This window comes from Oceanobacillus kimchii X50 (assembly GCF_000340475.1).
GTDB lineage: Bacteria > Bacillota > Bacilli > Bacillales > Amphibacillaceae > Oceanobacillus > Oceanobacillus kimchii.
The window spans coordinates 3,217,863-3,244,802 of the sequence record NZ_CM001792.1; the positions used below are offsets into that span (position 1 = coordinate 3,217,863).

Annotated in this window: 25 protein-coding genes and 1 riboswitch; of the genes, 11 read left to right on the plus strand and 14 right to left on the minus strand. The window is 34.9% G+C overall.

What is annotated here, in order from left to right; translation table 11 throughout:
- The first annotated feature begins 95 nt into the window (after window positions 1-95).
- Window positions 96-2,243, plus strand: coding sequence for a DNA helicase RecQ (recQ, locus tag C794_RS16435; RefSeq protein ID WP_017798260.1), 2,148 nt, complete (start codon window positions 96-98; stop codon window positions 2,241-2,243).
- A 167-nt stretch (window positions 2,244-2,410) separates the two neighbouring features.
- Here the strand turns inward: recQ and C794_RS16440 are convergent, their stop codons facing one another.
- Complete coding sequence (locus tag C794_RS16440) at window positions 2,411-3,652, minus strand: aminopeptidase (protein ID WP_017798261.1); 1,242 nt, start codon at window positions 3,650-3,652, stop codon at window positions 2,411-2,413.
- Window positions 3,653-3,846: 194 nt separating this feature from the next.
- Between C794_RS16440 and C794_RS16445 the strand changes: the two genes are divergently transcribed.
- Complete coding sequence (locus C794_RS16445) at window positions 3,847-4,173, plus strand: winged helix-turn-helix transcriptional regulator (protein ID WP_017798262.1); 327 nt, start codon at window positions 3,847-3,849, stop codon at window positions 4,171-4,173.
- Between the two features lie 52 nt (window positions 4,174-4,225).
- Here C794_RS16445 and C794_RS16450 read toward each other — a convergent pair whose 3' ends face one another.
- The 3 genes from C794_RS16450 to megL form a co-directional block, all read right to left on the minus strand.
- Window positions 4,226-4,741, minus strand: a complete 516-nt coding sequence (locus C794_RS16450) for an acyl-CoA thioesterase (protein WP_017798263.1) — start codon at window positions 4,739-4,741, stop codon at window positions 4,226-4,228.
- Between the two features lie 43 nt (window positions 4,742-4,784).
- Window positions 4,785-6,224: a cardiolipin synthase gene (cls, locus tag C794_RS16455; protein WP_017798264.1), complete on the minus strand. Its 1,440-nt coding sequence runs from the start codon at window positions 6,222-6,224 to the stop codon at window positions 4,785-4,787.
- 190 nt (window positions 6,225-6,414) lie between these two features.
- Window positions 6,415-7,578 carry a methionine gamma-lyase gene (gene megL, locus C794_RS16460; RefSeq protein WP_039819841.1) on the minus strand — a complete coding sequence of 388 codons (1,164 nt, stop codon included), beginning with the start codon at window positions 7,576-7,578 and terminating at the stop codon, window positions 6,415-6,417.
- Window positions 7,579-7,862: 284 nt separating this feature from the next.
- On the opposite strand from megL, the gene rarD reads away from it, so the two are divergent.
- From rarD to C794_RS16480, 4 genes are all read left to right on the plus strand, one after another.
- Window positions 7,863-8,777: an EamA family transporter RarD gene (gene rarD / locus C794_RS16465; protein WP_017798266.1), complete on the plus strand. Its 915-nt coding sequence runs from the start codon at window positions 7,863-7,865 to the stop codon at window positions 8,775-8,777.
- A gap of 87 nt (window positions 8,778-8,864) precedes the next feature.
- A riboswitch (SAM riboswitch) is annotated at window positions 8,865-8,974 on the plus strand.
- 104 nt (window positions 8,975-9,078) lie between these two features.
- Window positions 9,079-10,749, plus strand: coding sequence for an O-acetylhomoserine aminocarboxypropyltransferase/cysteine synthase family protein (locus tag C794_RS16470; RefSeq protein ID WP_017798267.1), 1,671 nt, complete (start codon window positions 9,079-9,081; stop codon window positions 10,747-10,749).
- Between the two features lie 511 nt (window positions 10,750-11,260).
- The gene (locus C794_RS16475) at window positions 11,261-12,190 is read left to right on the plus strand and encodes an SGNH/GDSL hydrolase family protein (protein WP_017798268.1); all 930 of its coding nucleotides are present in this window, start codon (window positions 11,261-11,263) and stop codon (window positions 12,188-12,190) included.
- Between the two features lie 11 nt (window positions 12,191-12,201).
- Window positions 12,202-12,867 carry a YpmS family protein gene (locus tag C794_RS16480; protein WP_017798269.1) on the plus strand — a complete coding sequence of 222 codons (666 nt, stop codon included), beginning with the start codon at window positions 12,202-12,204 and terminating at the stop codon, window positions 12,865-12,867.
- Window positions 12,868-13,083: 216 nt separating this feature from the next.
- On the opposite strand, the gene C794_RS16485 is transcribed toward C794_RS16480, so the two are convergent.
- A complete protein-coding gene (locus tag C794_RS16485; RefSeq protein WP_017798270.1) occupies window positions 13,084-13,647 on the minus strand; it encodes a hypothetical protein in 564 nt (187 codons plus the stop codon).
- 225 nt (window positions 13,648-13,872) lie between these two features.
- Between C794_RS16485 and C794_RS16490 the strand changes: the two genes are divergently transcribed.
- A complete protein-coding gene (locus C794_RS16490) occupies window positions 13,873-15,495 on the plus strand; it encodes an ABC-F family ATP-binding cassette domain-containing protein (RefSeq protein WP_017798271.1) in 1,623 nt (540 codons plus the stop codon).
- 559 nt (window positions 15,496-16,054) lie between these two features.
- Here the strand turns inward: C794_RS16490 and C794_RS16500 are convergent.
- Together C794_RS16500 and C794_RS16505 are read right to left on the minus strand one after the other, a co-directional pair.
- Window positions 16,055-16,999: an NAD-dependent epimerase/dehydratase family protein gene (locus tag C794_RS16500; protein ID WP_017798273.1), complete on the minus strand. Its 945-nt coding sequence runs from the start codon at window positions 16,997-16,999 to the stop codon at window positions 16,055-16,057.
- A 29-nt stretch (window positions 17,000-17,028) separates the two neighbouring features.
- Window positions 17,029-18,219, minus strand: coding sequence for a glycine C-acetyltransferase (locus tag C794_RS16505; RefSeq protein ID WP_017798274.1), 1,191 nt, complete (start codon window positions 18,217-18,219; stop codon window positions 17,029-17,031).
- 191 nt (window positions 18,220-18,410) lie between these two features.
- Here C794_RS16505 and C794_RS21200 point away from each other — a divergent pair, with 191 nt between their 5' ends.
- On the plus strand, window positions 18,411-18,545 hold the full coding sequence (locus C794_RS21200) for a hypothetical protein (RefSeq protein WP_017798275.1): 135 nt from the start codon (window positions 18,411-18,413) through the stop codon (window positions 18,543-18,545).
- Between the two features lie 77 nt (window positions 18,546-18,622).
- Here the strand turns inward: C794_RS21200 and C794_RS16515 are convergent, their stop codons facing one another.
- The gene (locus tag C794_RS16515) at window positions 18,623-19,378 is read right to left on the minus strand and encodes a 3D domain-containing protein (protein ID WP_017798276.1); all 756 of its coding nucleotides are present in this window, start codon (window positions 19,376-19,378) and stop codon (window positions 18,623-18,625) included.
- Window positions 19,379-19,741: 363 nt separating this feature from the next.
- Between C794_RS16515 and C794_RS20530 the strand changes: the two genes are divergently transcribed.
- The gene (locus tag C794_RS20530) at window positions 19,742-19,897 is read left to right on the plus strand and encodes a DUF1540 domain-containing protein (protein WP_017798277.1); all 156 of its coding nucleotides are present in this window, start codon (window positions 19,742-19,744) and stop codon (window positions 19,895-19,897) included.
- A 201-nt stretch (window positions 19,898-20,098) separates the two neighbouring features.
- Here the strand turns inward: C794_RS20530 and C794_RS16525 are convergent, their stop codons facing one another.
- Window positions 20,099-20,974: a DUF1002 domain-containing protein gene (locus C794_RS16525; RefSeq protein ID WP_017798278.1), complete on the minus strand. Its 876-nt coding sequence runs from the start codon at window positions 20,972-20,974 to the stop codon at window positions 20,099-20,101.
- Between the two features lie 247 nt (window positions 20,975-21,221).
- Between C794_RS16525 and C794_RS16530 the strand changes: the two genes are divergently transcribed.
- Both C794_RS16530 and C794_RS16535 read left to right on the plus strand, forming a co-directional pair.
- Window positions 21,222-22,427: an MFS transporter gene (locus C794_RS16530; RefSeq protein ID WP_039819842.1), complete on the plus strand. Its 1,206-nt coding sequence runs from the start codon at window positions 21,222-21,224 to the stop codon at window positions 22,425-22,427.
- 145 nt (window positions 22,428-22,572) lie between these two features.
- Window positions 22,573-22,818 carry a YuzB family protein gene (locus tag C794_RS16535; protein ID WP_017798280.1) on the plus strand — a complete coding sequence of 82 codons (246 nt, stop codon included), beginning with the start codon at window positions 22,573-22,575 and terminating at the stop codon, window positions 22,816-22,818.
- Between the two features lie 46 nt (window positions 22,819-22,864).
- Here the strand turns inward: C794_RS16535 and C794_RS16540 are convergent, their stop codons facing one another.
- The 5 genes from C794_RS16540 to C794_RS16560 are packed head-to-tail and all read right to left on the minus strand — an operon-like array spanning window position 22,865 to window position 26,924.
- On the minus strand, window positions 22,865-24,034 hold the full coding sequence (locus C794_RS16540; protein WP_017798281.1) for an iron-containing alcohol dehydrogenase: 1,170 nt from the start codon (window positions 24,032-24,034) through the stop codon (window positions 22,865-22,867).
- Window positions 24,035-24,055: 21 nt separating this feature from the next.
- Window positions 24,056-24,433: a RidA family protein gene (locus C794_RS16545; RefSeq protein ID WP_017798282.1), complete on the minus strand. Its 378-nt coding sequence runs from the start codon at window positions 24,431-24,433 to the stop codon at window positions 24,056-24,058.
- 39 nt (window positions 24,434-24,472) lie between these two features.
- The gene (locus tag C794_RS16550; RefSeq protein WP_017798283.1) at window positions 24,473-25,138 is read right to left on the minus strand and encodes a lysozyme family protein; all 666 of its coding nucleotides are present in this window, start codon (window positions 25,136-25,138) and stop codon (window positions 24,473-24,475) included.
- A 13-nt stretch (window positions 25,139-25,151) separates the two neighbouring features.
- A complete protein-coding gene (locus C794_RS16555) occupies window positions 25,152-25,562 on the minus strand; it encodes a hypothetical protein (protein ID WP_017798284.1) in 411 nt (136 codons plus the stop codon).
- Between the two features lie 21 nt (window positions 25,563-25,583).
- Window positions 25,584-26,924, minus strand: coding sequence for an MATE family efflux transporter (locus C794_RS16560; RefSeq protein ID WP_017798285.1), 1,341 nt, complete (start codon window positions 26,922-26,924; stop codon window positions 25,584-25,586).
- Window positions 26,925-26,940 lie beyond the last annotated feature (16 nt).

The window sequence follows — 26,940 nt, forward strand, 5'->3', positions numbered from 1 at the left end:
TTAAAGTTCTTTCTAAACATAGAAAACTTTACTTTCTTCATTACAAGTTCTACGATAGGTTATAGATATACTTTTTTATAAAGGAGTCGGAAAACATGCAAGAACAAGTGCAACTATTAGAAAAATATTTCGGCTATCAACAATTCCGACCTGGTCAAGATGCAGCAATTTCTTCCGTTATTCAGCATCAAAACACTTTAGCGATTATGCCAACAGGTGGCGGGAAATCAATATGTTATCAAATACCAGGATTATCAATGAATGGTACTTCTATTATCATATCTCCGCTTATTTCCCTAATGAAAGATCAAGTGGATGCTTTAGAAGCTCTTGGAATTTCCGCAACATACATTAATAGTTCGATTTCTACCCAAGAACAAAACAAACGGCTTTACGGCATGCAAGCCGGCAAATATGATTTTGTCTATGTGGCTCCGGAAAGATTTGAGTCTGATTATTTTATACAAGCGATTAAACGAACTTATCTTTCATTAATAGCGTTTGATGAAGCACATTGTATTTCACAATGGGGACACGATTTTAGACCAAGTTATCGTTCAATTATTCCTAATATCACACGTTTACCACATATTCCTGTAATAATGGCATTAACTGCTACCGCTACAAAAGAAGTCATTCGGGATATACAACAACTTTTACATATATCCGATGAACATACTGTACATACAGGCTTTGAACGCAAAAATCTTTCCTTCCATTTGGTTAAAGGAAAGAACAAACAAGATTATATTCATTCCTATTTAAAAGAACATCAAGATGAATCAGGGATTATATATGCTGCTACCCGCAAACAAGTAGATAGTATCTATGAATTATTACATAAAGCAGGTTATCATGTATCCAAATACCATGCTGGATTATCCGAGAAAGAACGACAAGAAGAACAAATGTCTTTTATTCATGATAAAACTACCATTATGGTCGCTACAAATGCATTTGGAATGGGTATTGATAAGTCTAATGTGCGTTTTGTTATCCATTACGCGATGCCAATGAACATTGAGTCTTACTACCAAGAAGCTGGTAGGTCTGGTAGAGATGGAGAACCAAGCGATTGTATTTTGCTCTATTCTCCACAGGATGTACAATTACAAAAATTTTTAATTGAACAATCCGATATGGAGGAAGAAGCACAACAAAAGGAATATAGAAAACTTCAATCTATGACGAATTACTGTCATACGCACAGCTGTTTAAATTTGTATATTTTAGATTATTTCCAGTCTGAGCAGGATAATGCATCAGCTACGTGTAATCGTTGTAGTAATTGTACCGAACGCAAAGAAAAATTAGATATAACAGAAGAAGCGCAAATGATTCTTTCATGTGTAAAACGGTTGGAAGAACGATTTGGAGTTAGCATCACTTCGAAGGTACTTAAAGGCTCTAAAGATAAAAAGATTATGGGATTCCGACTTCAAAAACTTACTACTTATGGCATTATGGCTAAGTACACAGAAAAACAAATAACGGAACAAATTCATTTCTTAATTGCTGAAAACCTTTTATCCATAGAAGAAGGCAGATTCCCCTTATTAAAACTAAACAAGAATTCTGTTGAGGTGCTGAAGGGAAAACGTAAAGTTACCATGTTTTCTAGTCCTATCCCAACTAATGAATCTGTCGATTATAATACCTCTTTATTCGAGGAATTACGCAATAAACGTAAGGAACTTGCCCAGCAATTAGAACTACCTCCATATGTTTTATTCTCTGATACATCTTTAAAAGATATGGCAAGATATTTCCCTACTAATAAAGAAGACATGTTATCTATAAAAGGTGTTGGAGAGAAAAAATGGGATCAATATGGTGAGGATTTCTTAGAAATCATCCTTAATTGGAAAGAAAATAATCCTACTATAAAGCAACCAATTCCAATTAACCGTTCTACGAGAAACGTACAAACAATAAAAGACGATCGACCTTCTCATATTATAAGCCATCAATTATTTTATAGTGGCAAAACGATTCCTGAAATTGCCTCTATACGTGAACTATCAGAAACAACGGTAGAGACACATTTATTTAAAGCTGGTAAAGAAGGTTATCCTTTATCATGGAGTTTTTTCCTTTCTGATAAAGAAGAACAAGCAATACTTGCAACGTATGAAGAAATAGGAGAGTCTAAATTGAAACCTATTAAAGAAGCACTATCTGAAGAATTGAGTTACACGAAAATCAAAGCCGCTCTCATTAAAAATGATCTATTTGAAGTATAATTAAGGCTTAGAATTAAGCTGCTGTAATGTGAATAAGATAAATAGGCGACTTCTTTGGGAAAAGCACAAGTCGAATGGTTGAGCCATATCCAAGGAAATCGCCTATTTTTCTAACCTTCAATACTATGTTTAAGTAAGGTAAAACCTATTGTTTTGGTACTCAATGATTATCCTTTAATATTAAGTGCCCATGTTCCGTTTCTAAATACAGGCTCCGTCGTACCATCTGCTTTTACACCATCAATATCCATTTGTTCAGAGCCAATCATAAAGTCAACATGAATAAGACTATCGTTTACACCATGCTTATCTAATTCATCCAAATCCATTGAAGAACCGCCTTTTAAGTTTGTTGGATATGCTTTACCTAAAGCTATATGACAAGACGCATTTTCATCAAATAATGTATTATAGAAGATTAATCCTGATTGAGATACTGGTGATTCATGTGGTACTAACGCTATTTCTCCTAAACGTAGTGCTCCTTCATCCGAATCTAGCAAATGTTTTAAAACAGCTTCTCCTTGCTCTGCTTTAAAATCAACAACTTTTCCATCTTTAAAAGTTAATGTAAAATTATCAATTAAACTTCCGCCATAATTTAATGGCTTTGTACTGGAAACCGTTCCATTTACACCATATTTATGTGGTAGAGAAAACACTTCCTCAGTAGGCATATTTGGATTAAAACTAACTCCTGTTTCTGCTTCTGCAGATCCACCTTTCCATATATGGCCATCAGGTAGCTCCATCTCTAAATCTGTTCCTGGCGCTTTAAAAATTAACTTTTTGTATTCTTTATCATTTAAAACTTCACGAGCTGTCTTCAATGTTTCATTGTGCTGATCCCATGCTGCAACCGGATCTTCCTGATCTACTCGAACAATCTTTAATATTGCTTCCCATAAACTTTCCACTGCATCCGTTTCCGATTTATCAGGAAAAATTTTCTTTGCCCATGCTTTTGATGGGATTGAAATAATCGTCCAAGGAATTTTATCATTCATGGTATACTTTCGGAAGTTCACCATTGCTTGGGCAGAAGCTTTATTTGCTTTAGCCACTTTAGATGGGTCTATGTCTTTTAACAAATCTGGGTCAGTTGCGCGAATATTGACTACTGCCGCACCATCTTCTGCAAATGAATCATGCAATTTCACTTTCCATTCTGGATAGTGCTCAATGACCTCGTCCGGCGCGTTCTGATACTTTAATAAAGTTAACTCATCATCCATCCAATTAATATGTACATCTTTAGCACCTAATTCGTAAGCCTTACGAGCAACAATTCGTGTGAAATCAGCGCCTTCTATTGGAGCATTAATCATAACTGCTTGTCCTTTTTGTAGATTAACCCCTTTTTTTAATGTTAATTCCGCATATTTTTCTTGTGTATGTGTACTAATCATTGTCTAACCTCCACAAAGTTATCTATAATCTATCATCCTTTCTATTATTTCACATTCAACGGAAAATTGCCAAAATTTATATTCGTGCATAAGATAGCGTCACATTTACTATCATATCCGTTTATGTTATTCTTGATTCAACGATTACTTTTTGTAATTAATGTTTAGGAATTATATAGATTGAGGTGAACACGATGGATCAGCAGCTTTGTCCGCGTTTTGAAAAAGCGATGGGATTATTAAGTACAAGATGGGTCGGTTTAATCTTGTTTGAGTTATTAAAAGGAGCAAAGCGTTTTTCCGAAATGGAAGCCGATTTACCAATCAGTGGAAGGTTACTTTCTGACCGTTTAAAACTTCTTGAAAAAGAAGGAATTGTTGAACGAAATATTTATTCCGAATTTCCTGTTCGTATTGAATATTCACTTTCACCAAAAGGTAAAAATTTAGAACCTGTCATTCAAGAAATTCAGAAATGGGCTGACCAGTATGTATCAGCTGATGAATTAAAACAACACTAAAATGGATGCAAGCTTCGAAGAAGTCTGCATCCGTTTTTTAATACTATACTATTTATTTTTCCGTACGGTAGGTTGTCCCAAAAGTTTCTGCGAGTTTTTTTGAATTAAGTCTTCTCTCTTCACGACGATTTGCTCGTAGAGGTGCACTTTCATGCAGCATCTTTTCATCATCATTTTCTGGATATACAGGAGGAACCGAGATCGGTTTTCCATTTTCATCAATTGCTACAAATGTCATAAATGCGGTTGTACAAGCTTTTCTTTTACCTGTTTTTATATCTTCTGTAATCGCACGAATAAATACTTCCATAGAAGTCTTATGTGTCCATGTTACAAATGCTTCGATAGAAATGTATTGTCCAACTCGGACCGGTGCTAGAAAGTCTACTGAATCTGTAGATGCCGTTACTACAGGATTATTAGCATGCTTCACAGCGGCAATTCCCGCTATATCATCTAAATGTGCCATTAGTTTTCCACCAAATAATGTATCATAAGGATTTGTATCAGGTGGAAGTACGTGTGTCGTCTTTATTGCTAGAGATGCCGAACAAGGTTTTGCTTTCATTCAAATTCACTCCTATTATGCTTTTTCATTATGTTGTATATTTTTACAAGACAGGCGAGATCAATCTGGAAATAGATTCTTTAAACCGTATTCCTATAGATCTTTGTTCATAAAGTTTCATTGTCATTTGTGTTGATTTTTCTAAATCTGTATCGAACTTATTTAATAACCGGTCCACCACTTCAGAGTCATATAAAAATGCATTCACTTCAAAATTAAGTCGGAAACTACGTACATCGATATTAGCTGTACCAACTGAAGCTATTCTACCATCTACAATAATTGTTTTAGCATGCAAGAATCCATTCTGATAAATAAAAATTTCTGCCCCAGCTTGAATCAAATCACCACAATACGATAATGTCGCCCAATACACAAATGGATGATCGGGTTTGTTTGGTATCATAATTTTAACATGTACTCCAGATAATACAGCGATTTTTAATGCATCCCTTAAGCTTTCATCCGGAATAAAATAAGGAGTTTGGATATAAATATACTCATTTGCCTCCATAATCATTTTAATATAACCATTTTTGATTTGTTCATATTCCGAATCGGGACCACTAGTAACAATTTGCATGCCGACATTTCCAGCAGAAAGTGTTTCATAATAACTTTCATTATATGAAATATTATCCCTCGATGCTTGATTCCAATCTAAAATAAAACGGGTTTGCATACTTTGTACCGCATCCCCTATTACACGAAGATGAGTATCTCTCCAATAACCAAATTTCTTATTAATCCCTAAATATTCATCCCCTACATTAAAGCCACCTAAATATCCAATATATCCATCAATAATAGCTAGTTTACGGTGATTTCGATAATTAATTTTAAAATTAACTATAAATCGAGATGGAAAAAATGCTTCGACCATCACTCCAGCTTTTTTCAATCGTTTTATATAACTGCTTTTTAACGACCTTGAACCCATATCATCGTACAGGACTCTCACTTCTACACCTTCATTTACTTTTTTAATCAACATATCAGCAAGTCGATTTCCTAAACCATCACTTCGCATAATATAGTATTGAATATGTACATGTTTTTTCGCATTTTCAATATCCTCTAACAAAGCATCAAACTTCGATTGACCATCTGTAAAAATATCGACGCCATTATTTTGCGTATAAATTGCTTCATCATTTTTCAAATGTAAATATACGAGATCCTTATGTTCGATAAGGTCTGGTTGGTTAAATTCAAATTGATTTTCTTCTAAAAGCCTTAATTGAGATTGGACTGTTGTTTTTACACCTAGCCGACTCTTCTTATCCCACGAAAAAATCTTCCTATTACTAATTGGCTTTCCAAATATCAAATAAAGAAAGAAACCGAGGATTGGTATAAATAAAAGGACCATCACCCATGCCCAAGAGGACGTAGGGTCTTTACGTTCAAGAAAAATAATAGAAATAGCTAATGCAATATTAAGAATAAATGTTAGTCCTAATAACAAAGAAGTTATTCCCATAGCCATTGCCCCCTAACTAAACAAACACTATACTTTCTAATAATAGCACAGAATTGCTTTTCTAGATAATACCTCTAAGTTCTTTACTGCTCTTTATCTTATATATTGTTCCCAAGTCGATACACATTAAAAAAGAAGTATCTACCAACATTTAAGTCAGTAGAATACTTCTTAAATTGTTATACCCAATTTAAATGTTATCAAGTGCTTGTTGAATATCTTCCCAAATGTCTTCCCATGCTTCAATTCCAACCGAAAGCCTTAATAAGGATTCAGTTATTCCCATCTTTGCTCGTTCCTCAACCGGAATAACGGCATGTGTCATAGAAGCTGGATGTTCCATTAATGATTCCGCATCTCCTAAGCTAACAGCTATTTTTATAAAGTTAAGATTATTTAATACTTGTTGCGCTTCTTTCTTTCCACCTTTGACTTCAAACGCAAGGACGCCTCCTGCGAACTTCATTTGTTTATTGGCAATCTCAACATTAGAAAAATCAGGATCACCAGGATAATAAACGTTTTTTACTGCTTTGTGTAATTTTAGTTGTTGAACTATTTTTTCTGCATTACTACTATGTCTATCCATTCGTATTGGTAATGTTTTTAGTCCTCGAATCAATAGCCACGCATCAAAGGGAGACAAAACTCCCCCAATATCTTTTTGCGTAGTTAAGGCAATTGTATCCATTATCTCTTTTTTTCCAACTGCAAGCCCCGCAATTACATCACCATGCCCCCCAATATACTTCGTAGCACTATGAATGACAAAATCACATCCTAATTCTAACGGCCGCTGTAAATATGGGGACGAAAAAGTATTATCAACTACTACTGGCAGTCGATATTTCTTAGCTACATTCACAACTAATTCTAAGTCAATTACTTGCATGGTAGGATTAATGGGCGTTTCTACATAAATTAATGCAGTATCTTTGGTTATCTGGTCTTCCAATTCCTTTTCGGATAACATAGTGGAGTAATCGGTTCTAATGTTATACTTTTCTTCCATCATAGATAACAAACCATACGTACAGCCATATAATCCTGAAGAGCAAATAATGTGATCATTGGCTTTTGTTAATGCAAGTAAAATAGCGGATACGGCTGCCATCCCAGATGAAAAAGCTAATCCTCGCTCTCCACCTTCTAATGCTGCAATCCTCTCCTCCAAAATGCGTACAGTTGGATTACCTAAACGTGAATAAATATACCCTTCCTCTTCTGCAGCAAACCGTGCTTGCCCCTGTTCTGCTGAGTCAAATGTATATGTTGATGTTTGGAATATTGGAGGTGTCAAGCTCCCAAGCATCTGTGTTGAATCGTAACCTTCATGGATAACTGACGTTTCCATATGTTTATATGACTTTTTTTTCACCAAAATCCCCCTCTTTTATATTGGTTTTCCACCCTAATTAATAATAAAAAAGCTGAACACCAGCATTCGTGTCCGTCCAAGCTCTTGTACAGTCTTATTTAGTTTTTACAGACGATTAATCATCGTCAAATACAATAATAAAGTATTTACAACATTTATGAAAGCGTTTTCTTTATCATGAATTCAAATAATTGATTCTCTTCAAAAATCCATCTATTATTAGATAAAACTCAATGTACTTATAGAAAGAAGGAAAAAATATGGGGAATAAATCATCATTTCAGCAAGGTATGATTCTTGCATTTAGTGCATACTTACTCTGGGGATTTCTACCAATCTATTGGAAACAAATTGACACAATTGAAGCAGGAACTATTCTTGCACACCGTATTATTTGGAGTTGTGTATTTATGATTTTCCTTGTAATGGTGTCTGGAAAATGGCGGGCTTTTGTACATACGATAAAGCATATGAAGCAAGATCGAAAAAAAATCATTTCCATCACCTTAGCATCGATTGTAATTACACTAAATTGGTTTTTGTTTATATTTGCCGTCAACGGAGGACACGTTCTACAAGCTAGTTTAGGCTACTATATTAATCCAATTTTAAGTATATTATTGGGATTAATCATTCTAAAAGAACCATCAACCAAAGCGCAGATATTCTCATTTATTCTTGCTGGAGCAGCAGTAATTTATCTTACATTAGGGTATGGGATCTTCCCATGGATATCGATATTTTTAGCTGCTTCTTTCGCCATTTATGGTTTCATCAAGAAGACCCTAGATCTCAGTGCAATGTTTGGGCTTACGTTAGAAACACTTGTTATGACACCATTTGCATTATTATATATATGGTTAGCTCCTCAAGCACAAGGATTTTCATTAAATCCTATCTTGACCGTGGAAAATCTATTTTTAATAGGTGGAGGCATTGTTACTGCTATTCCTTTGCTTCTATTTGCTGCGGGGGCAAGAAGAATACCGCTCGCTTCTGTTGGATTCTTACAGTATGTTGCACCGACTGTGATGTTCTTTCTTGGCGTATTTCTATATAAAGAATCCTTTACTACTCACCATATGATCACATTTTTATTTATTTGGTTAGCACTAGCAATTTATATGTATAGCTTATATAAACAATTACCCCGCAAGCGAGGGAAAAAGCATTGATTATATGAATTTTAAAATAATTATAAATTTACTGTTGACAATCAATAAGAAAACAAGATATACTTTATAACAATTTAATAAGCAAATCTCTTATCAAGAGTGGTGGAGGGAATAGGCCCTGCGAAACCCGGCAACCTGTGGCAATTTTGCTATTGAAAGGTGCTAAATCCTACAGACAATTGTCTGGAAGATAAGAGGAGGTTCGGTTTTATAAAGACAAAGTCCTCTTCTTATGAAGGGGGCTTTTTTTTTAATCCTTCTCTTATTACTTTAAAAATAATAATTTCAAGGAGGAAATACGATGTCTAAATTTCAATCATTACAAGCAGAAACTATCTTACTTCATGGTGGGCAAGAACCAGATCCATCAACTGGATCACGTGCAGTTCCAATATATCAAACTACATCCTATGTGTTTCGAGATACCGAACATGCACAAAATTTATTTGGTTTAGCAGAACCAGGAAATATTTATTCACGTATTATGAACCCAACTGTAGATGCTTTCGAACAACGAATTACTCAACTAGAAGATGGTATTGGCGCTGTTGCTACATCATCCGGTATGGCTGCGATTACGTTAGCAATTCTTAATATTGCTGGTTCTGGAGATGAAATTGTTGCAGATAGCAACTTATACGGAGGTACATTCAATCTATTTGCTAATACCCTTCCACGTTACGGAATTAATGTAAAATTTGTAGATGGTACAGATCCTCAAGCAATTGAAGATGCTATTACAGAAAAGACAAAGGCAGTTTTTGGTGAAATTATAACCAACCCTAGCCTCTATGTATTTGATGTTGAAAAAGTTGCTGAAGTAGCACATAAGCATGGTGTACCGTTAATTATTGATAATACCTTTGCTACACCTTATGTAACAAAGCCATTAACTTGGGGTGCAGATATTGTTGTTCATTCCGCAACTAAATGGATTGGGGGGCATGGAACAACCATTGGTGGTGTTGTCGTCGATAGTGGTCGGTTTGATTGGAATAACCAACGTTTCCCGGACTTTGTAAAACCTGATGAAAGTTATAATGGGTTAAAATACGTTGATCTTGGTGCGGAGGCATATATTACAAAGCTTCGAGTGCAGTTATTGCGTGATATTGGAGCATCCCTTAGCCCACAAAATGCCTTTCTGTTACTGCAAGGATTAGAAACATTACACTTACGCATTAAACGACATACGGATAATGCATTACAATTAGCAAACTATTTACAAGCACATCCAGCTGTCGAATGGGTGAATTATCCAGGATTAGAAGAGCATCCATCTCACGAACTGGCAGGTAAATATTTAAAACAAAGCTTCGGATCTATTATTACTTTCGGAATATCTGGTGGTAGAGAAGCAGGTCGAACATTAATAGATAATGTTTCATTATGGTCACATGTTGCAAATGTAGGAGATGCCAAATCTCTCATTATTCATCCGGCATCTACCACTCATCAACAATTAAACGAAGATGACTTAGCATTAAGTGGTGTAACAGAAGAATTAGTACGATTATCCGTAGGTCTTGAGTCTATCGATGATATTATCGCTGATCTTGACCAAGCAATTGAAAAGGCTACTGGTAAATCACGTACAAATAAACCATCTCAAGAGGAAGTTGCAGTACAATGGTTACTTCAATCTCCATTTGATCGAAGCAATGGAGTGAGAAAAAAAGTAATAGCTACGCTTCAAATAGACCAAGATCAAATAGCACCGCTTAAAACACTAGGATATGAAATATTGCCGGTGACATCTTTAAGTGATCTTAATACAGAAGTTGATGCTATTTGGATTGATGAGACAATACCGTCTATCGAAGGAGTAGTACCTACAAATACGATTGTTTTTGCATCGGATAATCAATCTGCGCAATTAAAAAATAATATTGTGATAACCAATCAATCTCCAGCAAAAATCGCTCTACAACTTCGTAATGGTCAAGAGACGAAACAACCAATCAAATTATAATTAGCTCTAAAATGTGTTTATGTTTCATTTTATAAGGGTATTAAAATATATATAAGATAAGGAGCCTTCCATAATGAAGGCTTTTTTTTTTGAAAAGATAAGAGTATAAAAATTGGGAATTCCAATCGTTCATAGAAAGATAAGGCCACTTCTAGCTCCATCGACCAGCAACGGCGACTTCACGAAATTGCCCTACGAAGACTGCCGAATGGCGTGGTCGCACTTATACCCTTGGGTGAAAGTCATCATCGGTTGTCACCTTACCGTGTCCTTTATCTTAAAGAAAAAAGGAAGTTCGACCATTGTCGAACCATCCTTAAAAAAAAAGGGAGACACTCGCTACGTTGCTAAACGGTCGCTTGTGCTTTTATTCCTATAAATTGTTGGTTTAGGTTATCAATAAATGGATTAAACTATTATTATAAAAATCCATCTACTCCAGCCTTCTTCATAGACAAATCCATTTACTAATTCATAATATATAAGAAAAGAACTGCATAGGTGTGATTACATGAAAAACAAGAAAAAGATTATGATCTACAGCGGATTGGTTGCGTTAGTACTTCTTATTATAATTGGATTTATCTACCAATCTCAAGATCCATTTAAGCATCTTTCCTCCGACCAAATAGAGAAAGAAACAGCACTACAAAAACAAGTAGATCAAAATAAATCAAACAATCAACAAGACAATACGAATGACGAAACAGCTAATGAGAATGCAGAAGCCGAAGAAACATCAGGAAATTCCTTCCCCAAAGTTATCAATGAAGCTGTTCAGGGAACGATGAACTTCTTATCTACAGATGAAACACAAATCGTTGCTGTTGGTGATTCATTAACTCAGGGTGTTGGTGATGAAACCGAGCAAGGCGGTTATGTTGGCATTCTTGATAGAACAATAAATAGTACTGGATATAGTGCTGAATTTGATAACTTCGGAAAACGAGGTAACCGAACAGATCAACTGCTAGAAAGATTACGAAATGAACAAAATTTGATTGATGCCATTCAAGAATCAGATATTGCTTTAGTAACTATTGGTGCAAACGACATTATGCAAGTGGTTAAGGAAAATATCACAAGCTTAGATATTAATGATTTTCAAGTAGAACAAGTTCATTATGAGCAAAGGCTCCAAGATATTTTCACTGAAATCCGGGAAATTAATCCCGATTCTTATATTTATTTAGTAGGGATTTATAATCCTTTTAAAAATTACTTTGAAGACATCCAAGAGCTTGATATGATCGTTAGTGACTGGAATGATACTGGAATCAGCATTACAGACGAATATGAAAATAGTACTTTTATACCAATTGAAGATTTATTTAATGATACAAATAATATTAACCTATATGCCGACGACAATTTCCACCCGAACTACGAAGGGTATTATAGAATTGCTGAACGAGTATTAAATTATATGTCAATTAGATAAGGATGAACATAATGAGAGAACGATTAAGAAGACTAAAAAAGATAAACAAGTGGAAAAAACTTTTCATAGGGTTATTTACCTTAAATATACTTTTGATAATTATCGTTCTTTCCCTCATCTTTTGGCCTGTATCGAATAATGAATACCCATCCTCAAATGATATAAATGAACAAGAAAGTTCCGAGTTTATTATTCGTACAACAAAACAAAATTTAAATAGTTTAGTAAATGCATATATCGAAAAATTACTTGAAGGGACAAATCATCATTATCGAATAGCACTTGAAGAAGATGTACATTTAATGGGAGAATTACCTGTATTCTCTTCCACGGTTCCTTTATCAGTTAGACTTGAACCACTAGTCCAACCGAACGGAGATCTGATACTCAAACAAAAATCAATATCTGTAGGTTTATTAGAGCTTCCGAACAAAAAAATTATGGAATATATGGGAAGATACTTACCAATGCCAGAATGGGTTACGATTAACCCAGAAGAGCAAGAAATCTATGTTGCAGTTACGGATATGGATATACAAGGAAACTTTCATGTATCTGTAGAAAACATTGATTTAGAGGCTAATAATATAGCACTTAAATTGAATGTGCCGTATGAAACACTTGGTATTCAACAACTAAACTCAGAATCATTACGAGGGCTTTATGAGGAAGACTAACCATTTATGCGTGCGATAGTGGATAGCCTGATTATTATAAAGCCACAGTGGAGACATTCTTCTCCTATATACTAAGCTTCATCATAATCTTGAAGTCTGGATATTCCTGCACGTCACATGCAGAATAAGACATAATAAAAAAGAACCTATGTTTTGGATAATCTATACCCCTTATATCACATTCTACACATAGGTTCTTTTTCTAATAAAATAATATTATAAAATAGATAATGAGTGCTTTTCTATATTCTTTTTTAAACCGCAGTAATCATCTAACGTTCCTTCGTATAATAGTTCAATACCTTGTAGTTCACGTAAATCAGATGGTGTGGTAAAATAAGGAGGCTTTTGGAACTTAAAAGATGAGATATGTTGTAGTACTGTTGCTACAAATTGAGAACAGAAATATGCTGATTTTCGATTAATTCTAATATGAAGCATTACTCCAAACAAACCAATAAAATTATAACGATATATATTTTGATTATTTTCTATATCTCTTATATGTTTTTTTATACTAAGATAATCTTCATTAGACACTTGAAAACGATAAATAGCACAAGGCGAATATCGCATAAATGGATTTCTAATATCTTCCTTTACGAAACCACCAATAAACGGATTATTAGGTTGTTTTCTCCCAAAACTGTATAATTCGGTTAATTCTTCATCAAATCCTATGGATACATGATTTAAAGGTTTTTTCGTATACAAATTTATCGCTCTCGAAAGATAACTCCCCGTGTCTGTAAATAGTAAATATACCGTCCTTTCACACATTCCTCTTACCCCCTTTTGCTTAGGACGCATCTCTTTGTATTACTATATACAAAAGTACCTAGTTGTACAAGTTAATTTTTAATATATTTATAATATTACTTTTAATTTATGCACCTTTACCTAAATATGCCTACACAATTTAACTATTTCTAAAGCCCTATCTTGCATTGTAGCTACAAATGACGTAAGCTGAATTTGATACTTTTTTTCTGGAGGCAATTAATAATGATTAACGTTACGAATGTTAGTTTACGATATGGAGATAAAAAACTTTTTGAAGACGTGAATTTAAAGTTTACACCAGGCAATTGCTATGGAGTGATTGGAGCAAATGGAGCCGGTAAATCAACTTTTCTTAAGATACTATCCGGTGAAGTGGAACCACAATCTGGTAATGTATCCATGGCACCCGGACAGAGATTAACTGTATTAAAACAGGATCACTTTGCATATGAGGAACATCCAGTTTTAGAAACTGTGCTTATGGGACATGAACGCCTATATAAAGTAAAGCAGGAAAAAGATGCAATTTACATGAAAGAAGATTTCTCTGAAGAAGACGGAATTCGTGCTGCTGAACTTGAAGGTGATTTTGCTGAGATGAATGGTTGGGAAGCAGAATCCGACGCAGCTGTATTATTAAAAGGTCTTGGTATTGATGAGTCCATTCACGACAAATTGATGGCAGATATTCCTGAAGAACAAAAAGTAAAAGTTCTTCTTGCACAAGCATTATTTGGTAATCCAGATATCCTATTATTGGATGAGCCGACAAACGGTTTGGATATTCAAGCAATTCAATGGTTAGAAGAGTTCCTTATTAACTTTGAGAATACAGTTATTGTAGTATCCCATGACCGACACTTTTTAAACAAAGTATGTACGCATATCGCAGATGTTGACTATGGAAAGATACAAATTTATGTTGGGAATTATGATTTTTGGTATGAATCTAGCCAACTTGCATCAAAAATGGCACAAGAAGCGAATAAGAAGAAAGAAGAAAAAATCAATGAATTAAAAGAGTTTATTGCAAGATTTAGTGCAAATGCTTCTAAATCAAAGCAAGCAACTTCACGTAAAAAAATGTTAGATAATATTACGCTAGAAGATATTAAACCATCTTCACGTAAATACCCTTATATTGCATTTACACCAGAAAGAGAAATTGGAAATGACTTGTTACAAGTACAAGGACTAACTAAATCCATTAACGGTGTAAAAGTTTTAGACAACATCAACTTTACGTTAAATCCAAATGATAAAGTAGCATTAATTGGTAAAAATGATATTGCCAATACTACGTTATTGCAAATTCTTGCTGGTGAATTAGAGCCGGATGAAGGTTCTTTTAAATGGGGAATTACCACTTCCCAGTCCTACTTCCCGAAAGATAACTCGGAGTACTTCGAAGGAAGCAATTTACCATTAGTTGATTGGTTACGTCAGTATTCTCCAGAGGATGAAACAGAAACGTTCTTACGTGGGTTCTTAGGACGTATGCTATTCTCTGGTGAAGAAGCGAAGAAAAAAGCTAATGTATTATCCGGTGGGGAAAAAGTTCGTTGCATGCTATCTAAAATGATGCTTTCACATGCAAATGTGTTATTACTTGATGAGCCTACAAACCACTTAGATTTAGAATCCATTCAATCATTAAATAATGGATTAATCCGTTTTAAAGGTTCCATCATTTTCACGTCACATGACCATGAATTTATTAATAGTATCGCTAATCGTTTAATTGAAATTACACCATCTGGCATTATCGACAAAGAAATTTCTTACGATGAATACGCTCGTGATAAAGAACTACAAGATCGTATCCAAAAAATGTATGCATCATAAAATAATGTTTTTGAGATAGAGATATTTTACAATATGAAACACCTTCGATTTTGTACGTAACGCTTGTACCATTTCGAAGGTGTTTTTTTGATTGAATGGAAGAATGTATTCAAGTGAAGTTAACTGGGAGATGGTTTTTAGGAATATAATTACAGTATAAAATTCCTTGATCGCTCTTTCGAATGATTTTGGTTTATAGAGCATGTATATTAAACCCTTTTTACATTTTCTCCTTCTATTTTGGTTTATAGAGCACGTCTGTTAACCACTTTTTGCGATTTCTCCATCTGTTTTGGTTTATAGAACACGTCTGTTAACTACTTTTTACGATTTCCTCTTCTGTTTTGGTTTATAGAGCACGTCTGTTAACCACTTTTTGCGATTTCTCCATCTGTTTTGGTTTATAGAGCACGCTATGGAACAATTTAAGTTACATTCCTATTCAGATGTAAGTCAAGTCACCACCACAAAAATATTTCTCACTAATAAGAAAAAAGCCGCTTCATTCCAATTAATGAGGAAATAAAAGCGGCCTAACAAGCAGAGAAACTATTTTTTATTATACATTGATTTTTTTACGGACTTTACTTAACATATCTGTAGTCATACGATCGATATCATATTTGGCTTCAAATCCCCACTCAGCCGCTGCTGCATCAGCAGATATGGAATTCGGCCAACTATCTGCAATTGATTGACGAATAGGGTCAACAGAATAAGACATTTTAAAATCTGGGATATGCTTCTTAATCGCTTTAGCAAAATCTTCTGGTGCAGCTGAAATTGCTGCGATATTAAATGCATTACGGTGGACCAATTTGTTTGGATTAGCTTCCATTAATTTAACAATCGCATTTAATGCATCTGGCATATACATCATGTCCATATACGTTCCTTTTGAAATATACGACTCATAAGAACCTTTACGAATAGCTTCGTAATAGATTTCTACTGCATAGTCTGTTGTTCCGCCTCCTGGAGGAGCTACATATGAAATTAATCCTGGGAAGCGGACACCACGTGTATCTACACCAAAACGAGAATGATAATAATCACATAAAAGTTCTCCAGAAACTTTATTCACACCATACATTGTAGTCGGACGTTGCAATGTATCTTGTGGTGTTTGATCGCGAGGAGTTGATGGACCAAACGCACCAATAGAACTCGGTGTGAAAAATTTTAAATCTAATTCTTTGGCAGTCTCCAACGCATTTAATAATCCACCCATATTTATATCCCAAGCCATTTTAGGGAAAGCCTCTGCTTTAGCAGAAAGCAATGCGGCTAAATGCATTACTGAGTCTACTTTATGTTTTTTAGCAACATCAAATAATTGCTCGCCATTTGTTACATCAACTACTTCAAAAGGCCCTTGAAAATCGCCTTCTGGTTCTCTTAAATCTGTTGCAATAACTTTGTCGTCTCCATAGATACGACGGAGCATACCTGTTAACTCGGAACCAATTTGACCTAGGGCTCCTGTAACTAAAATCTTTTTCATAGTAAAAATCTCCTCTTACTTGTCATTCATTAAATAAGCTTCATTTCTTGCCCAATTTTTTTGTAAATGGCAATCGCATCATCAAGCATTTCTTTCGTATGTGCTGCTGTAGGCATATTTCTTACTCGGCCTGTTCCCCTTGGAACGGTTGGAAATACGATCGATTTTGCATATACGCCTTCTTCGTATAGACGTTTACTAAACTCTTGAGCTTTCTTCTCATCTCCAATAATACAAGGAGTTATTGGAGTTTCACTTTCACCGATATCGAATCCTAAGTCTTTAAGACCTTGTTTTAAGTAATCACCGTTTTTCCATAATTTTTCATTTAATTCCGTGCTTTCCATTAGCATTTCAATAGCTTTTTTACTTGCTACTGCGTCAGCCGGAGATACTGCAGTAGAGAACAAGAATGGACGTGAGCGTACTTTTAGCCAATCAATTAATGACTGTTTTCCAGCTACATAACCACCAATAACACCAATTGCTTTTGATAATGTCCCCATTTGCATATCTACTTTATCCTGCAAGCCAAAATGCTTAACCGTACCTGCTCCATCTCCGGTAACACCAGATCCATGTGCATCATCAACATACGTAATCAAATCAAATTCTTCAGCAATGTCTACAATTTCAGGAAGTTTTGCAATATCTCCATCCATTGAGAACACACCATCAGTAATTACCATAATTTTATTATATTGACCAGACTCTACTGCTTCCTTTGCTTTCTGGCGCAAATCATTCATATCCGAATGTTCAAACCGAATAATTTTTGCCTTCGATAAACGACATCCATCAATAATAGATGCATGATTAAGGGAATCGGATAAAATGGCATCATTTTTATCCATAACAGCAGAAATTGCAGCCATGTTGCAATTAAAACCAGATTGATAAGCGATTGCTGCTTCTGTTCCTTTAAATTGAGCGATTTTCTTCTCTAACTCAATATGTAAATCTAAAGTTCCGTTAATAGTTCTTACAGCACCTGCTCCGACACCGTGAGAATCAATTGCTTTTTTGGCTACTTCCTTCATTTCATTATTAGTAGCAAGTCCTAGATAATTATTAGAAGAAAGGTTGACGAGTTTTTTCCCTTTAATTGTTATCTCAGGACCATTTGCTCCTTGCACTGTATCAATTTCATTATATAGTCCACGTTCTTTCAAATCAGAAATATTTTCTTGTAAAAATTGATCTAATTTACTACTTGTCATCTAAATCATCCTCCTTAAGAGTGAGAGAATTTATCAACCTCTCTCAGTTTACCATAAACCCATTAAAATGTTTAATCTTGCCCTATTATTACTGTCTATAATTACCTATTTAAAAATATGTTTTTTATGTAGAAAAGTCAGTTATTTTCCCTTATACTGAAAATAGGAAATTAACTTTGGGGGATAGCACCATGAGAAAGATACTACTCGCATTATTTATTTGTATTATTGTTACTGTCGGAGTTGTTGGTTATAACGATTTGAGTGATGATCCAACTGAAGTAATTGAAGAAAAATCAACTCATTCAACCGAGATACAGCTTTAATATAATCTCTTGTTTTAAAATAACCAAAAAGGGGACCTTTATGAATAAAGGTCCCCTTTTTTTATGATTGACTATTATTAGTCTACAATAGTCACGTCTACTTGTTGTACACCAAAGTTATTTGCTTCTTCTTTTGTTGGAACATGAAGATCGATTTTGTTACCGTTAATTGCGCTACCAATATCTGCAGCTGTTGCATAGCCGTATCCTTCAACATAAACTTCAGAACCTAATGGAATTACATTAGGGTCAACTGCAACAACCTTAGCATTTGGATTGCTATTTAGATCAATGCCTGTGTATGTGACACCAGAACAACCATCGCATTTTGCTGTATAAGCTGTAGCTGACATAGAGATAGTTTCTCCCTCTGGTGCAGATTCTTCTGTTGATTCAGAAGCATTGCTTTCATCAGCTTCTGATTGATCCGATGTATTTTGTTCTTGTTGCGGTGTTTCTTTATTCTCTTTAGTATCAAGTTCCCCTTTAATGGATAACTCTTGATCTATAACAATTAAATCAGTAGAAAGATTGTTCCACTCCTTAAGTTGAGCAACCTTGACATCAAACTCATCACTAATACTTGTTAACGTATCTCCACGCTCAACTGTATATATATTATTAAGATAAACCATATCCTTTGGATGAACTACGGTTGATTTTAAATCATTTATATCCATTAACTCTTCTACTGTTGTATCATATTGGTCTGCAATTTCCCAAAGACTTTCTCCGGGTTGGATTTCATGTTCTGTTGATTCAGCGGAAACTGTGGTTGCAGCCAAGCCTGTAAATACAATACTTGCTGATAACGCTGCTACTAGTTTTCTCATCTGATAACCTCCTTCAATTTTGACAAACTCTATCCTATCACAGGGGTAAGGAGAATACAGTTACAGGAGATTTAAGTGTAAGTTACAATAATTACGTTATACTCTAAAACTATTACAAATGTAATATAAATGATATATTCATATACTTATATATTCCTATTATGTCAAAACTTCTTTATTCAAGAAAAACTGTAATAATTAAAATTCTTTTTCTAATCATAATCTCATGCAAATAGTTAAGTGAAACTTCACCAGAATGATTAATTATATTAAGGGGTTAAATTTCTATTTATTATGAATATTTTGGTTGTATTGTATGAAATAAACAGTAGTTGCTAATGATAAAAAAGAGGAGGTGTTTTTATGGCAAAAGATGTACTTTGTGAAGTGAATAACTGTACGTATTGGGCTGTTGGAAACAGATGCATGGCTGATGCAATTTACGTGGTTAGTCATAAGGGTAGACAAGCTTCTACAAGTGAAGAAACGGATTGTAAAACGTTCGTTCCGAAAATTTAAATGTGTAGCTAAAACATTGCTTCTATCAACGTTAGCAGTTCGTAAGTAGAGATTCATTATCTCTACTTACGAACTGACTTTTCACTTTACGATTTTATACCATCCCCATTCTCACTTAGTAAATAAAAATAGCTGAAAAGATCATTGTCAACGATCCTTCCAGCTATTGTTTGTTCCAAAATTACTTTTAAAATCAATCAATTAACTAAATAAATTTCCTATAGAACGAAATAAATCCCTAAAGAAGTTCGCTACTTTATCCCAAAATCCTTCATCAAGCCCGAGATCTTCAGCTTTCTCAACAATGGAATTTGTAATGCTATCGAGTTGCTCCTTTACTGCTCCAAAATCTATTTCTAACTCTTTCATTTTATCAAATAAATCCACTAGCATTTGGCGATCTTGCTCGCTTAAGTTAATTTCTAATTTATTGAGTTGCTCACTTACAATTTGCTCTACATCTTCTCTTGTCGCTGGATTTTGTTCTGCAATCATTTTTTTTATTTCTGTTAATAAATTACTTACTTCCTCTTGATTGACATCACCATTGTCAACAAGATCAGTTGCAACATTCAGCTCTTCATTTGCTAATTCCATTCTTTCTTTATCTAATTGCTCTCCCTCTACATCGTAGGCTTTATAAATACCTGTAAGTGCAGAGTGGCCAGAAACTTGTACTGGTGAAACAACATTCACTGTCGCATCTTCAGCTCCTGCTGTAAGTAATGCATTCTCATACATCTCTGCTGTAACTTCTGTTATATTTTGCGGTGTAACGATGTTAACCTCTAATCCTGTCCCTTGTGATTCTAAGATAATTCCTGCAGAAGAATACATATTTGATCGTGGGTTACCGTTAATGTAGTCCGCGTAATCTTGCCCAGTTACATCATGCTCCTCAACCATTTCTTGATCTGATATATCTAATAACTCTCTTACCTCCGCACGTTGGCTATCCGTTAATTTGTCTCCATATATAATGATTGTAGTTGAATCTGCAGATACTGGCATTGCAAAACTTCCAAACAAGATTAATCCTAAAGCGATATACTTCATCATATTTAATGTAGTTTTCATTTTTTTCCCCTTTCTTACAAGCTAATTCATCTTATGCTTGTCTCGAAATTATTAGAATTAGATGAGCTATCTTATATTATACCTCGAAAGGAATTAACTGACAGGAATTAAGCGCATTTTTTTTTGAGCAGATTTCTTTCTTTTTATTTCGTGTTTCTGTATATTTAGATTGACGAAATAAATCGGCAAGAAAGAAGGTTCGAACATCATTCATAACAATCAAGATGTAAAGCGCAACTTGGTCATCATGTGGTTAGCAAACTTTTTTATTAGCGGAAGCATGACTATGGTTGTTCCTTTTATCTCCTTATACATTGAGTCAATGGGAGATTTTTCTGAAGGCTACGTACAAACTTGGTCAGGGCTAACGTTTGCTGTTACATTTATTACAGCATTTGTCTTTTCTCCTGTTTGGGGAAGAATCGGCGATCGATACGGACGGAAAAAAATCATGATCGCCTCTGCTTTTGGAATCGGTATTTCTGTATTTTTAATGGGATTTGCGAATACTGTTTGGCAATTATTTCTTTTACGCTTGTTTATGGGAATTGTAACAGGATTTATCCCTATGTCACAAGCTTTTATTGCAACACAAACACCTAAAGAAATTGCAGGAAAAGTACTAGGAACCCTTCAAACGGGAACAATTACTGGTTCTCTCATGGGGCCGTTACTCGGCGGAGCATTAGCAGATGCATTTGGATATACGAGTACATTTAAATGGGTTGCAATTACTATTTTCATTTCTGGATTGCTCGTTTTATTTGGAGTTAAAGAATTAAAAATGAAATTCTCCAGTGATGAAAATGATACGAAAAAATATTCCAGAAAAGAAGTATTACAACACATTCTACAAAAACCCGTACTATTTGTAGTGATGTTATTATCTGCACTTGTTCAGATTGCCCACTTTAGCATACAGCCAATTCTTTCTTTATTTGTGGCTGAGATTCACGGTCCAGTAAATCTTGCATTTTTTGCCGGTATTGCTTTTTCAGCTGCTGGGCTAGGTAATCTTTTAATGGCTCGGCGCTGGGGAATCATCGGAGATAATCAAGGTTATATAAAAATACTCATTATTTTATTATTTGCTGCAGGGTTTGTATATTTACCTGGAATGTTTGTAACAAATATATGGCAACTCGTTATTTTACGTTTTCTACTTGGCTTATCTATTGGAGGCATTGTCCCATTGAGAATTGCATATATTCGTCAGGAAGCACCACTATCTATGCAAGGAGAAGTCCTTGGTTATAATACAAGTTTACGTTTCTTGGGTAATATTATTGGACCTGCATTGGGTGGTACAATTGCCGCCTCGTTTGGTTTCTCTGCCGTATTTTTAATAACAAGTTTATTATTGATTCTCAGTGGACTTATCATGTTATATGTTTGGTATCAATATGAATATGAATCAAGTGGGTCTCATTCTCACTCCTATTCTTCTAAGTAAGATCCATAAATCATTTCATTTCGATTTACACATATTTTTTTATCGCTAAGTTCACTTCTGTCTAGTTTCTAAGTCAATTAATTGATTTGTTGTATCAAATATGCTAAAAATAACAAGAAACTATTATAGAAAGAAAGTGATAGCAATGGGAATAGTCGTCGTTGAAATTTGTGACGGAAATGCAATCACTACCATTGATATAGAGTCTATCTTAGAGGAAGAATTTCCGGAGGTAGCTGTGCTAACAAATGAATGCTTATCTTTTTGTGGCCTTTGTGCCGTAAGACCATATGCATTAGTTAATAATAAACGCGTATTTGGTAAAACTCCCGAAGAGTGCCTAATTAAAATACGTAAGCAAATTAAAGAAGAGCTTGCCGTGTATGAATAATACACGACAAGCTCTTCTTTTATACGACAATTTATTTCCCGGGAAATTACAAACTTGCCGTAAAAATATCGACAGAATCTTGCCGAGTTAGTTTTTTATAATTACCAAATTCTGGTCTGGCAATCACCGTTTTATCTGCCATTTCTTCGACAGACTCTTCATTAATATCATAATCACTTAACTTGGTTGGAGCTCCGATACTAGTCCAAAATTCTTGAAGCTTATCAATACCTTCAAGTGCAACTTCTTTATCTGACTTACCTTGATCATCTACATCAAACACTCTCACAGCTAATTGTTTAAAGCGTGGTGCATTTTCTTCATCTAATACATGTCGCATCCACTGCGGGAATAAGATTGCCAACCCACCACCATGTGGAATATCATGAACAGCTGAAACTGCATGCTCTAAGTTATGTGTTGCCCAGTCACCATGATATCCTAAATTCAGCATGTTATTTAATGCTAAAGTACCGCCTAGCATTGCAGTTGATCTATACTCATAATTTTCTGGATCATCTAATAGTTTAGGTGCAGTATCTATCATTGTTAACAATATTCCTTCGCACCAACGATCTTGTATTGGTGTATTCGTTGTATGATGGAAATAATGCTCTAATACGTGAGACATCATATCAACAATACCGTATATCGTTTGATCACGAGGCACAGAAAATGTATGGACAGGGTCTAATATAGAAAACTTAGGGAATGAAAATGGAGAACCCCAGCCATGTTTTTCATTTGTTTCCCAATTCGTTATAACAGATCCAGCATTCATTTCAGAACCAGTTGCAGCTAATGTAAGTACCGTACCAAATGGCAACGCACCCTGTGCTTTTTCTTTTTTCGTAACAACATCCCACATATCCGCCTCAGTAACTGCACCGACTGCAATTGCTTTCGTGCAATCAATGGTACTACCTCCACCGACTGCTAATATAAAGTCAATGGATTCTTGGCGACAAATTTCTACACCTTTTTTAACCGTAGAAATACGTGGATTTGGCTCTACACCTGGTAATTCAAATACAGCTGCTTCTATTTTTCCAAGTTCAGCAAGAACATTATCATATATACCATTGCGCTTTATACTTCCTCCGCCATAAACAATCAATACACGCTTCCCAAAAGGCTCAATCTCTTTAGAAAGTTGTTCAATCTGTCCTTTACCAAAAATCAGTTTGGTCGGATTTTGGTACACAAAATTATCCATACTATTCCTCCTCTACATTATCTATTTTACGTATGCAACAAGGTCCATTTCAATTAATACGTCTTTCGGCAAACGACTCACTTCAACTGTCGCTCTGGCAGGATATGGTTCCTGTAAATATTTTCCGTATATCTCATTAACAACTTTAAAGTCTTCCATTGATGATAGATAAATAGTAAATTTAACTGCATGATCGAATGACGCTTCTGCTTTCTCTAAAATAGCGTTTAGATTATTTAAAACTTGTTTCGTTTGATTTTCTATTCCTTCTTCAACATTTCCACTATCTGGATTAATTGGAATTTGCCCAGAAATGTAAAGAAAATCACCAGCTTGAATTGCTTGAGAATATGGTCCAATGGCAGCTGGTGCTTCCTCTGTTTGAATTGCTTTTCTCATTTTCTTCTCCTCCTCAAACATATGATTTATTCCATCATATCAGTTTCCAATCTGTCTTTCTATTACAATCCTATAATCCATAACAGAGGAAACATAATAAATATCTCCATAACATGCTTCCAGTTCTTTTGCTTCTTCCCGTCTACACGTATAGATGGAATTATTTCTACCCGCTTGATCATACATTTTTTGTGAGAAAGTAATTGCCGCCTCTTGTGTGTACTCTCCCCCATTATCTTGAACGTACTCGATAAATCCATGCCCAAAATTATACGCTTGTACAGCCAATTTAATATCACCGTCGGCTTTATCTAAAGCTAGTGCAAAAAATGATACACCTTGCTGTATGGATAGGTCAGGGTCTTTTATACAGTTCCTCTCCCCGCATAAACTCTCAGATGATTGCATCGGGTCTAGTCCCCTTCCACCCGACTCTTGCATCATCATAGCAAGTATAACTGGTGTGTGTTCTTCGATTCCATACTGTTTGGCATATCTGCTAACAATCGAGTGATACTCCCATATATTCTCACTAATTTCCGGTAACGCATCTTTTTGCATCGGGCCTGGGGCATCTCTCGTACGGTGATTTTCAATGTAATTCGTAATCCAAGATAATACAATTAATGATAAAATAAGCAGAAGACTAATTCCGAATAGTTGTTTTGTCGTATATTTCCACTTCTTAGAAGTTTTTCTATTCAATCTTCATTCTCCTTCAAGTTTTGTTCCAATACTGTTGAAGTAATCCAATGGAGGAACCATAAATAAGGTGACCGATTAGCCAGATGATTATAGAATAGCCATCATAAAGTTCTGGGGTACGATTGGATAAAAGAGTAGTAGGATAAATTAATAAACCGATTAATCCACTTATACTTACATATGCCCAAAGTTTACGTTCCAAATCCCATAAACGAAGGAAGAAGATTAACGTGTAAACCAATACAATAGATACAATAATATGATAACTAAATTCAAATAGTGGTGGATGTTGCCATTTCCCTATTATTGGGAAATAATCAATGTTCATTAATAAGGTATATACTGGTTTATTTGTAATTAATTGGCATAAATAAAAAAACAAACCAATAATAAATCCGGATATAATTCCAATTAATAGAAGCATGTTTTCCTCCTACTCTGTTAATTAATTCGCGAACAATTCCTTCTGTCGCCATTTACCATATCGGTAATAAAAAATAGCGAACAAACTACTTAATACAAAACTCCCGCCCATACCAATTGCAATTCCAACTTCCCCAAACCACGAGGAAAATAGAGCCGTTAACGGATATCTTAAAATCCAGAAAGAAATAACATTTAGGATGAGCACTTGGTACATCGCACCAGCTGCACGCACTATTCCATTTAATATAAAGTTAATACCTAAAAATGGATAACAAAGTGCAACAATTTGTAAATATACCGTTCCAAAATCTACTGCATCAGATTCTCTGATAAATAACCGAACTCCATATTGTGCAAATACGGCTACTGCAATACCAATTATCAGCATAATAGCAAAATTATATATTACTCCATAAATTGCAATTTGACGTATTCGTTCCCAATTTTTAATTCCGATATTCTGTCCAGCCATACTTGCAACGGATGTACTTAATGCATGAGCAGGCAGCATAAGTAAACTGTCTAGACGTTGAGCCGCTCCAAACCCAGCTATCACAGACTCTCCATGTGTTGTCACTACACTCATAATTGCTGCAGAACCTGCTGAAATAACAGCCATTTGTAATCCAGATGGTATTCCTAAATGCAGAATTAATTTTATTTCTTCTCTTGCCGGTAACGCAGGTAGAGAGAACGGAGCCAATTTCTTCCATAAAACATAAGAAATTCCACATAAAAAAGAGAATGCTTGTGAAAGTAGAGTAGCATATGCAGCTCCTTCTATCCCCCAATTGAATACAGAAATGAACAACGGATCTAATAGAATATTTAAACCTACTGCAATGGTAATAAAATATAATGGCGTTTTACTATCCCCTAATGACCGAAGTACTGTACTAATAAAGTTATAGCCAAATAGAAACCAAATACCCATAAAATTGATTCTTAAATATGTACTGGCATCTTCCATCATCGTTTGTGGGGTTCCTAATAAACCTAAAAACTGCTCAGCAAATATGTATCCTATTACCCCTAAAAATATTGAAATCAAGGTTAATAAAACAACAAAAGCATTTAAGTAATTTCTTAAGCCTTTTTCATTTTGTTTTCCTTTTTGTTGGGAAAGAATGGTAAGTGCTGCATTATTCATACCAATAATAAAGGAGAGAACCACGAAAAGGATACTACCTGATATCGCTACCGCACCTAGAGCAGATGAACCTAATAAATTACCTACCCATAAACTATCTATAAATTGATAAGAAGTTTGTAATAAATTTGCCAGTAATATCGGTCCTGAAAAATAAAATAACTGTTTAGCGATACTACCCTGTGTAAAGTCATATTGCTGGTTTTTCATATGTATTCGCCTCTTC

Excerpts from the sequence above, each read along its gene's own strand:
- recQ (WP_017798260.1), top strand. The coding sequence starts at position 96 with ATGCAAGAACAAGTGCAACTATTAGAAAAATATTTCGGCTATCAACAA.
- C794_RS16440 (WP_017798261.1), bottom strand. The coding sequence starts at position 3,652 with ATGATTAGTACACATACACAAGAAAAATATGCGGAATTAACATTAAAA.
- C794_RS16445 (WP_017798262.1), top strand. The coding sequence starts at position 3,847 with ATGGATCAGCAGCTTTGTCCGCGTTTTGAAAAAGCGATGGGATTATTA.
- C794_RS16450 (WP_017798263.1), bottom strand. The coding sequence starts at position 4,741 with ATGAAAGCAAAACCTTGTTCGGCATCTCTAGCAATAAAGACGACACAC.
- cls (WP_017798264.1), bottom strand. The coding sequence starts at position 6,224 with ATGGGAATAACTTCTTTGTTATTAGGACTAACATTTATTCTTAATATT.
- megL (WP_039819841.1), bottom strand. The coding sequence starts at position 7,578 with ATGGAAACGTCAGTTATCCATGAAGGTTACGATTCAACACAGATGCTT.
- rarD (WP_017798266.1), top strand. The coding sequence starts at position 7,863 with ATGGGGAATAAATCATCATTTCAGCAAGGTATGATTCTTGCATTTAGT.
- C794_RS16470 (WP_017798267.1), top strand. The coding sequence starts at position 9,079 with ATGTCTAAATTTCAATCATTACAAGCAGAAACTATCTTACTTCATGGT.
- C794_RS16475 (WP_017798268.1), top strand. The coding sequence starts at position 11,261 with ATGAAAAACAAGAAAAAGATTATGATCTACAGCGGATTGGTTGCGTTA.
- C794_RS16480 (WP_017798269.1), top strand. The coding sequence starts at position 12,202 with ATGAGAGAACGATTAAGAAGACTAAAAAAGATAAACAAGTGGAAAAAA.
- C794_RS16485 (WP_017798270.1), bottom strand. The coding sequence starts at position 13,647 with ATGTGTGAAAGGACGGTATATTTACTATTTACAGACACGGGGAGTTAT.
- C794_RS16490 (WP_017798271.1), top strand. The coding sequence starts at position 13,873 with ATGATTAACGTTACGAATGTTAGTTTACGATATGGAGATAAAAAACTT.
- C794_RS16500 (WP_017798273.1), bottom strand. The coding sequence starts at position 16,999 with ATGAAAAAGATTTTAGTTACAGGAGCCCTAGGTCAAATTGGTTCCGAG.
- C794_RS16505 (WP_017798274.1), bottom strand. The coding sequence starts at position 18,219 with ATGACAAGTAGTAAATTAGATCAATTTTTACAAGAAAATATTTCTGAT.
- C794_RS21200 (WP_017798275.1), top strand. The coding sequence starts at position 18,411 with ATGAGAAAGATACTACTCGCATTATTTATTTGTATTATTGTTACTGTC.
- C794_RS16515 (WP_017798276.1), bottom strand. The coding sequence starts at position 19,378 with ATGAGAAAACTAGTAGCAGCGTTATCAGCAAGTATTGTATTTACAGGC.
- C794_RS20530 (WP_017798277.1), top strand. The coding sequence starts at position 19,742 with ATGGCAAAAGATGTACTTTGTGAAGTGAATAACTGTACGTATTGGGCT.
- C794_RS16525 (WP_017798278.1), bottom strand. The coding sequence starts at position 20,974 with ATGAAAACTACATTAAATATGATGAAGTATATCGCTTTAGGATTAATC.
- C794_RS16530 (WP_039819842.1), top strand. The coding sequence starts at position 21,222 with ATGTGGTTAGCAAACTTTTTTATTAGCGGAAGCATGACTATGGTTGTT.
- C794_RS16535 (WP_017798280.1), top strand. The coding sequence starts at position 22,573 with ATGGGAATAGTCGTCGTTGAAATTTGTGACGGAAATGCAATCACTACC.
- C794_RS16540 (WP_017798281.1), bottom strand. The coding sequence starts at position 24,034 with ATGGATAATTTTGTGTACCAAAATCCGACCAAACTGATTTTTGGTAAA.
- C794_RS16545 (WP_017798282.1), bottom strand. The coding sequence starts at position 24,433 with ATGAGAAAAGCAATTCAAACAGAGGAAGCACCAGCTGCCATTGGACCA.
- C794_RS16555 (WP_017798284.1), bottom strand. The coding sequence starts at position 25,562 with ATGCTTCTATTAATTGGAATTATATCCGGATTTATTATTGGTTTGTTT.
- C794_RS16560 (WP_017798285.1), bottom strand. The coding sequence starts at position 26,924 with ATGAAAAACCAGCAATATGACTTTACACAGGGTAGTATCGCTAAACAG.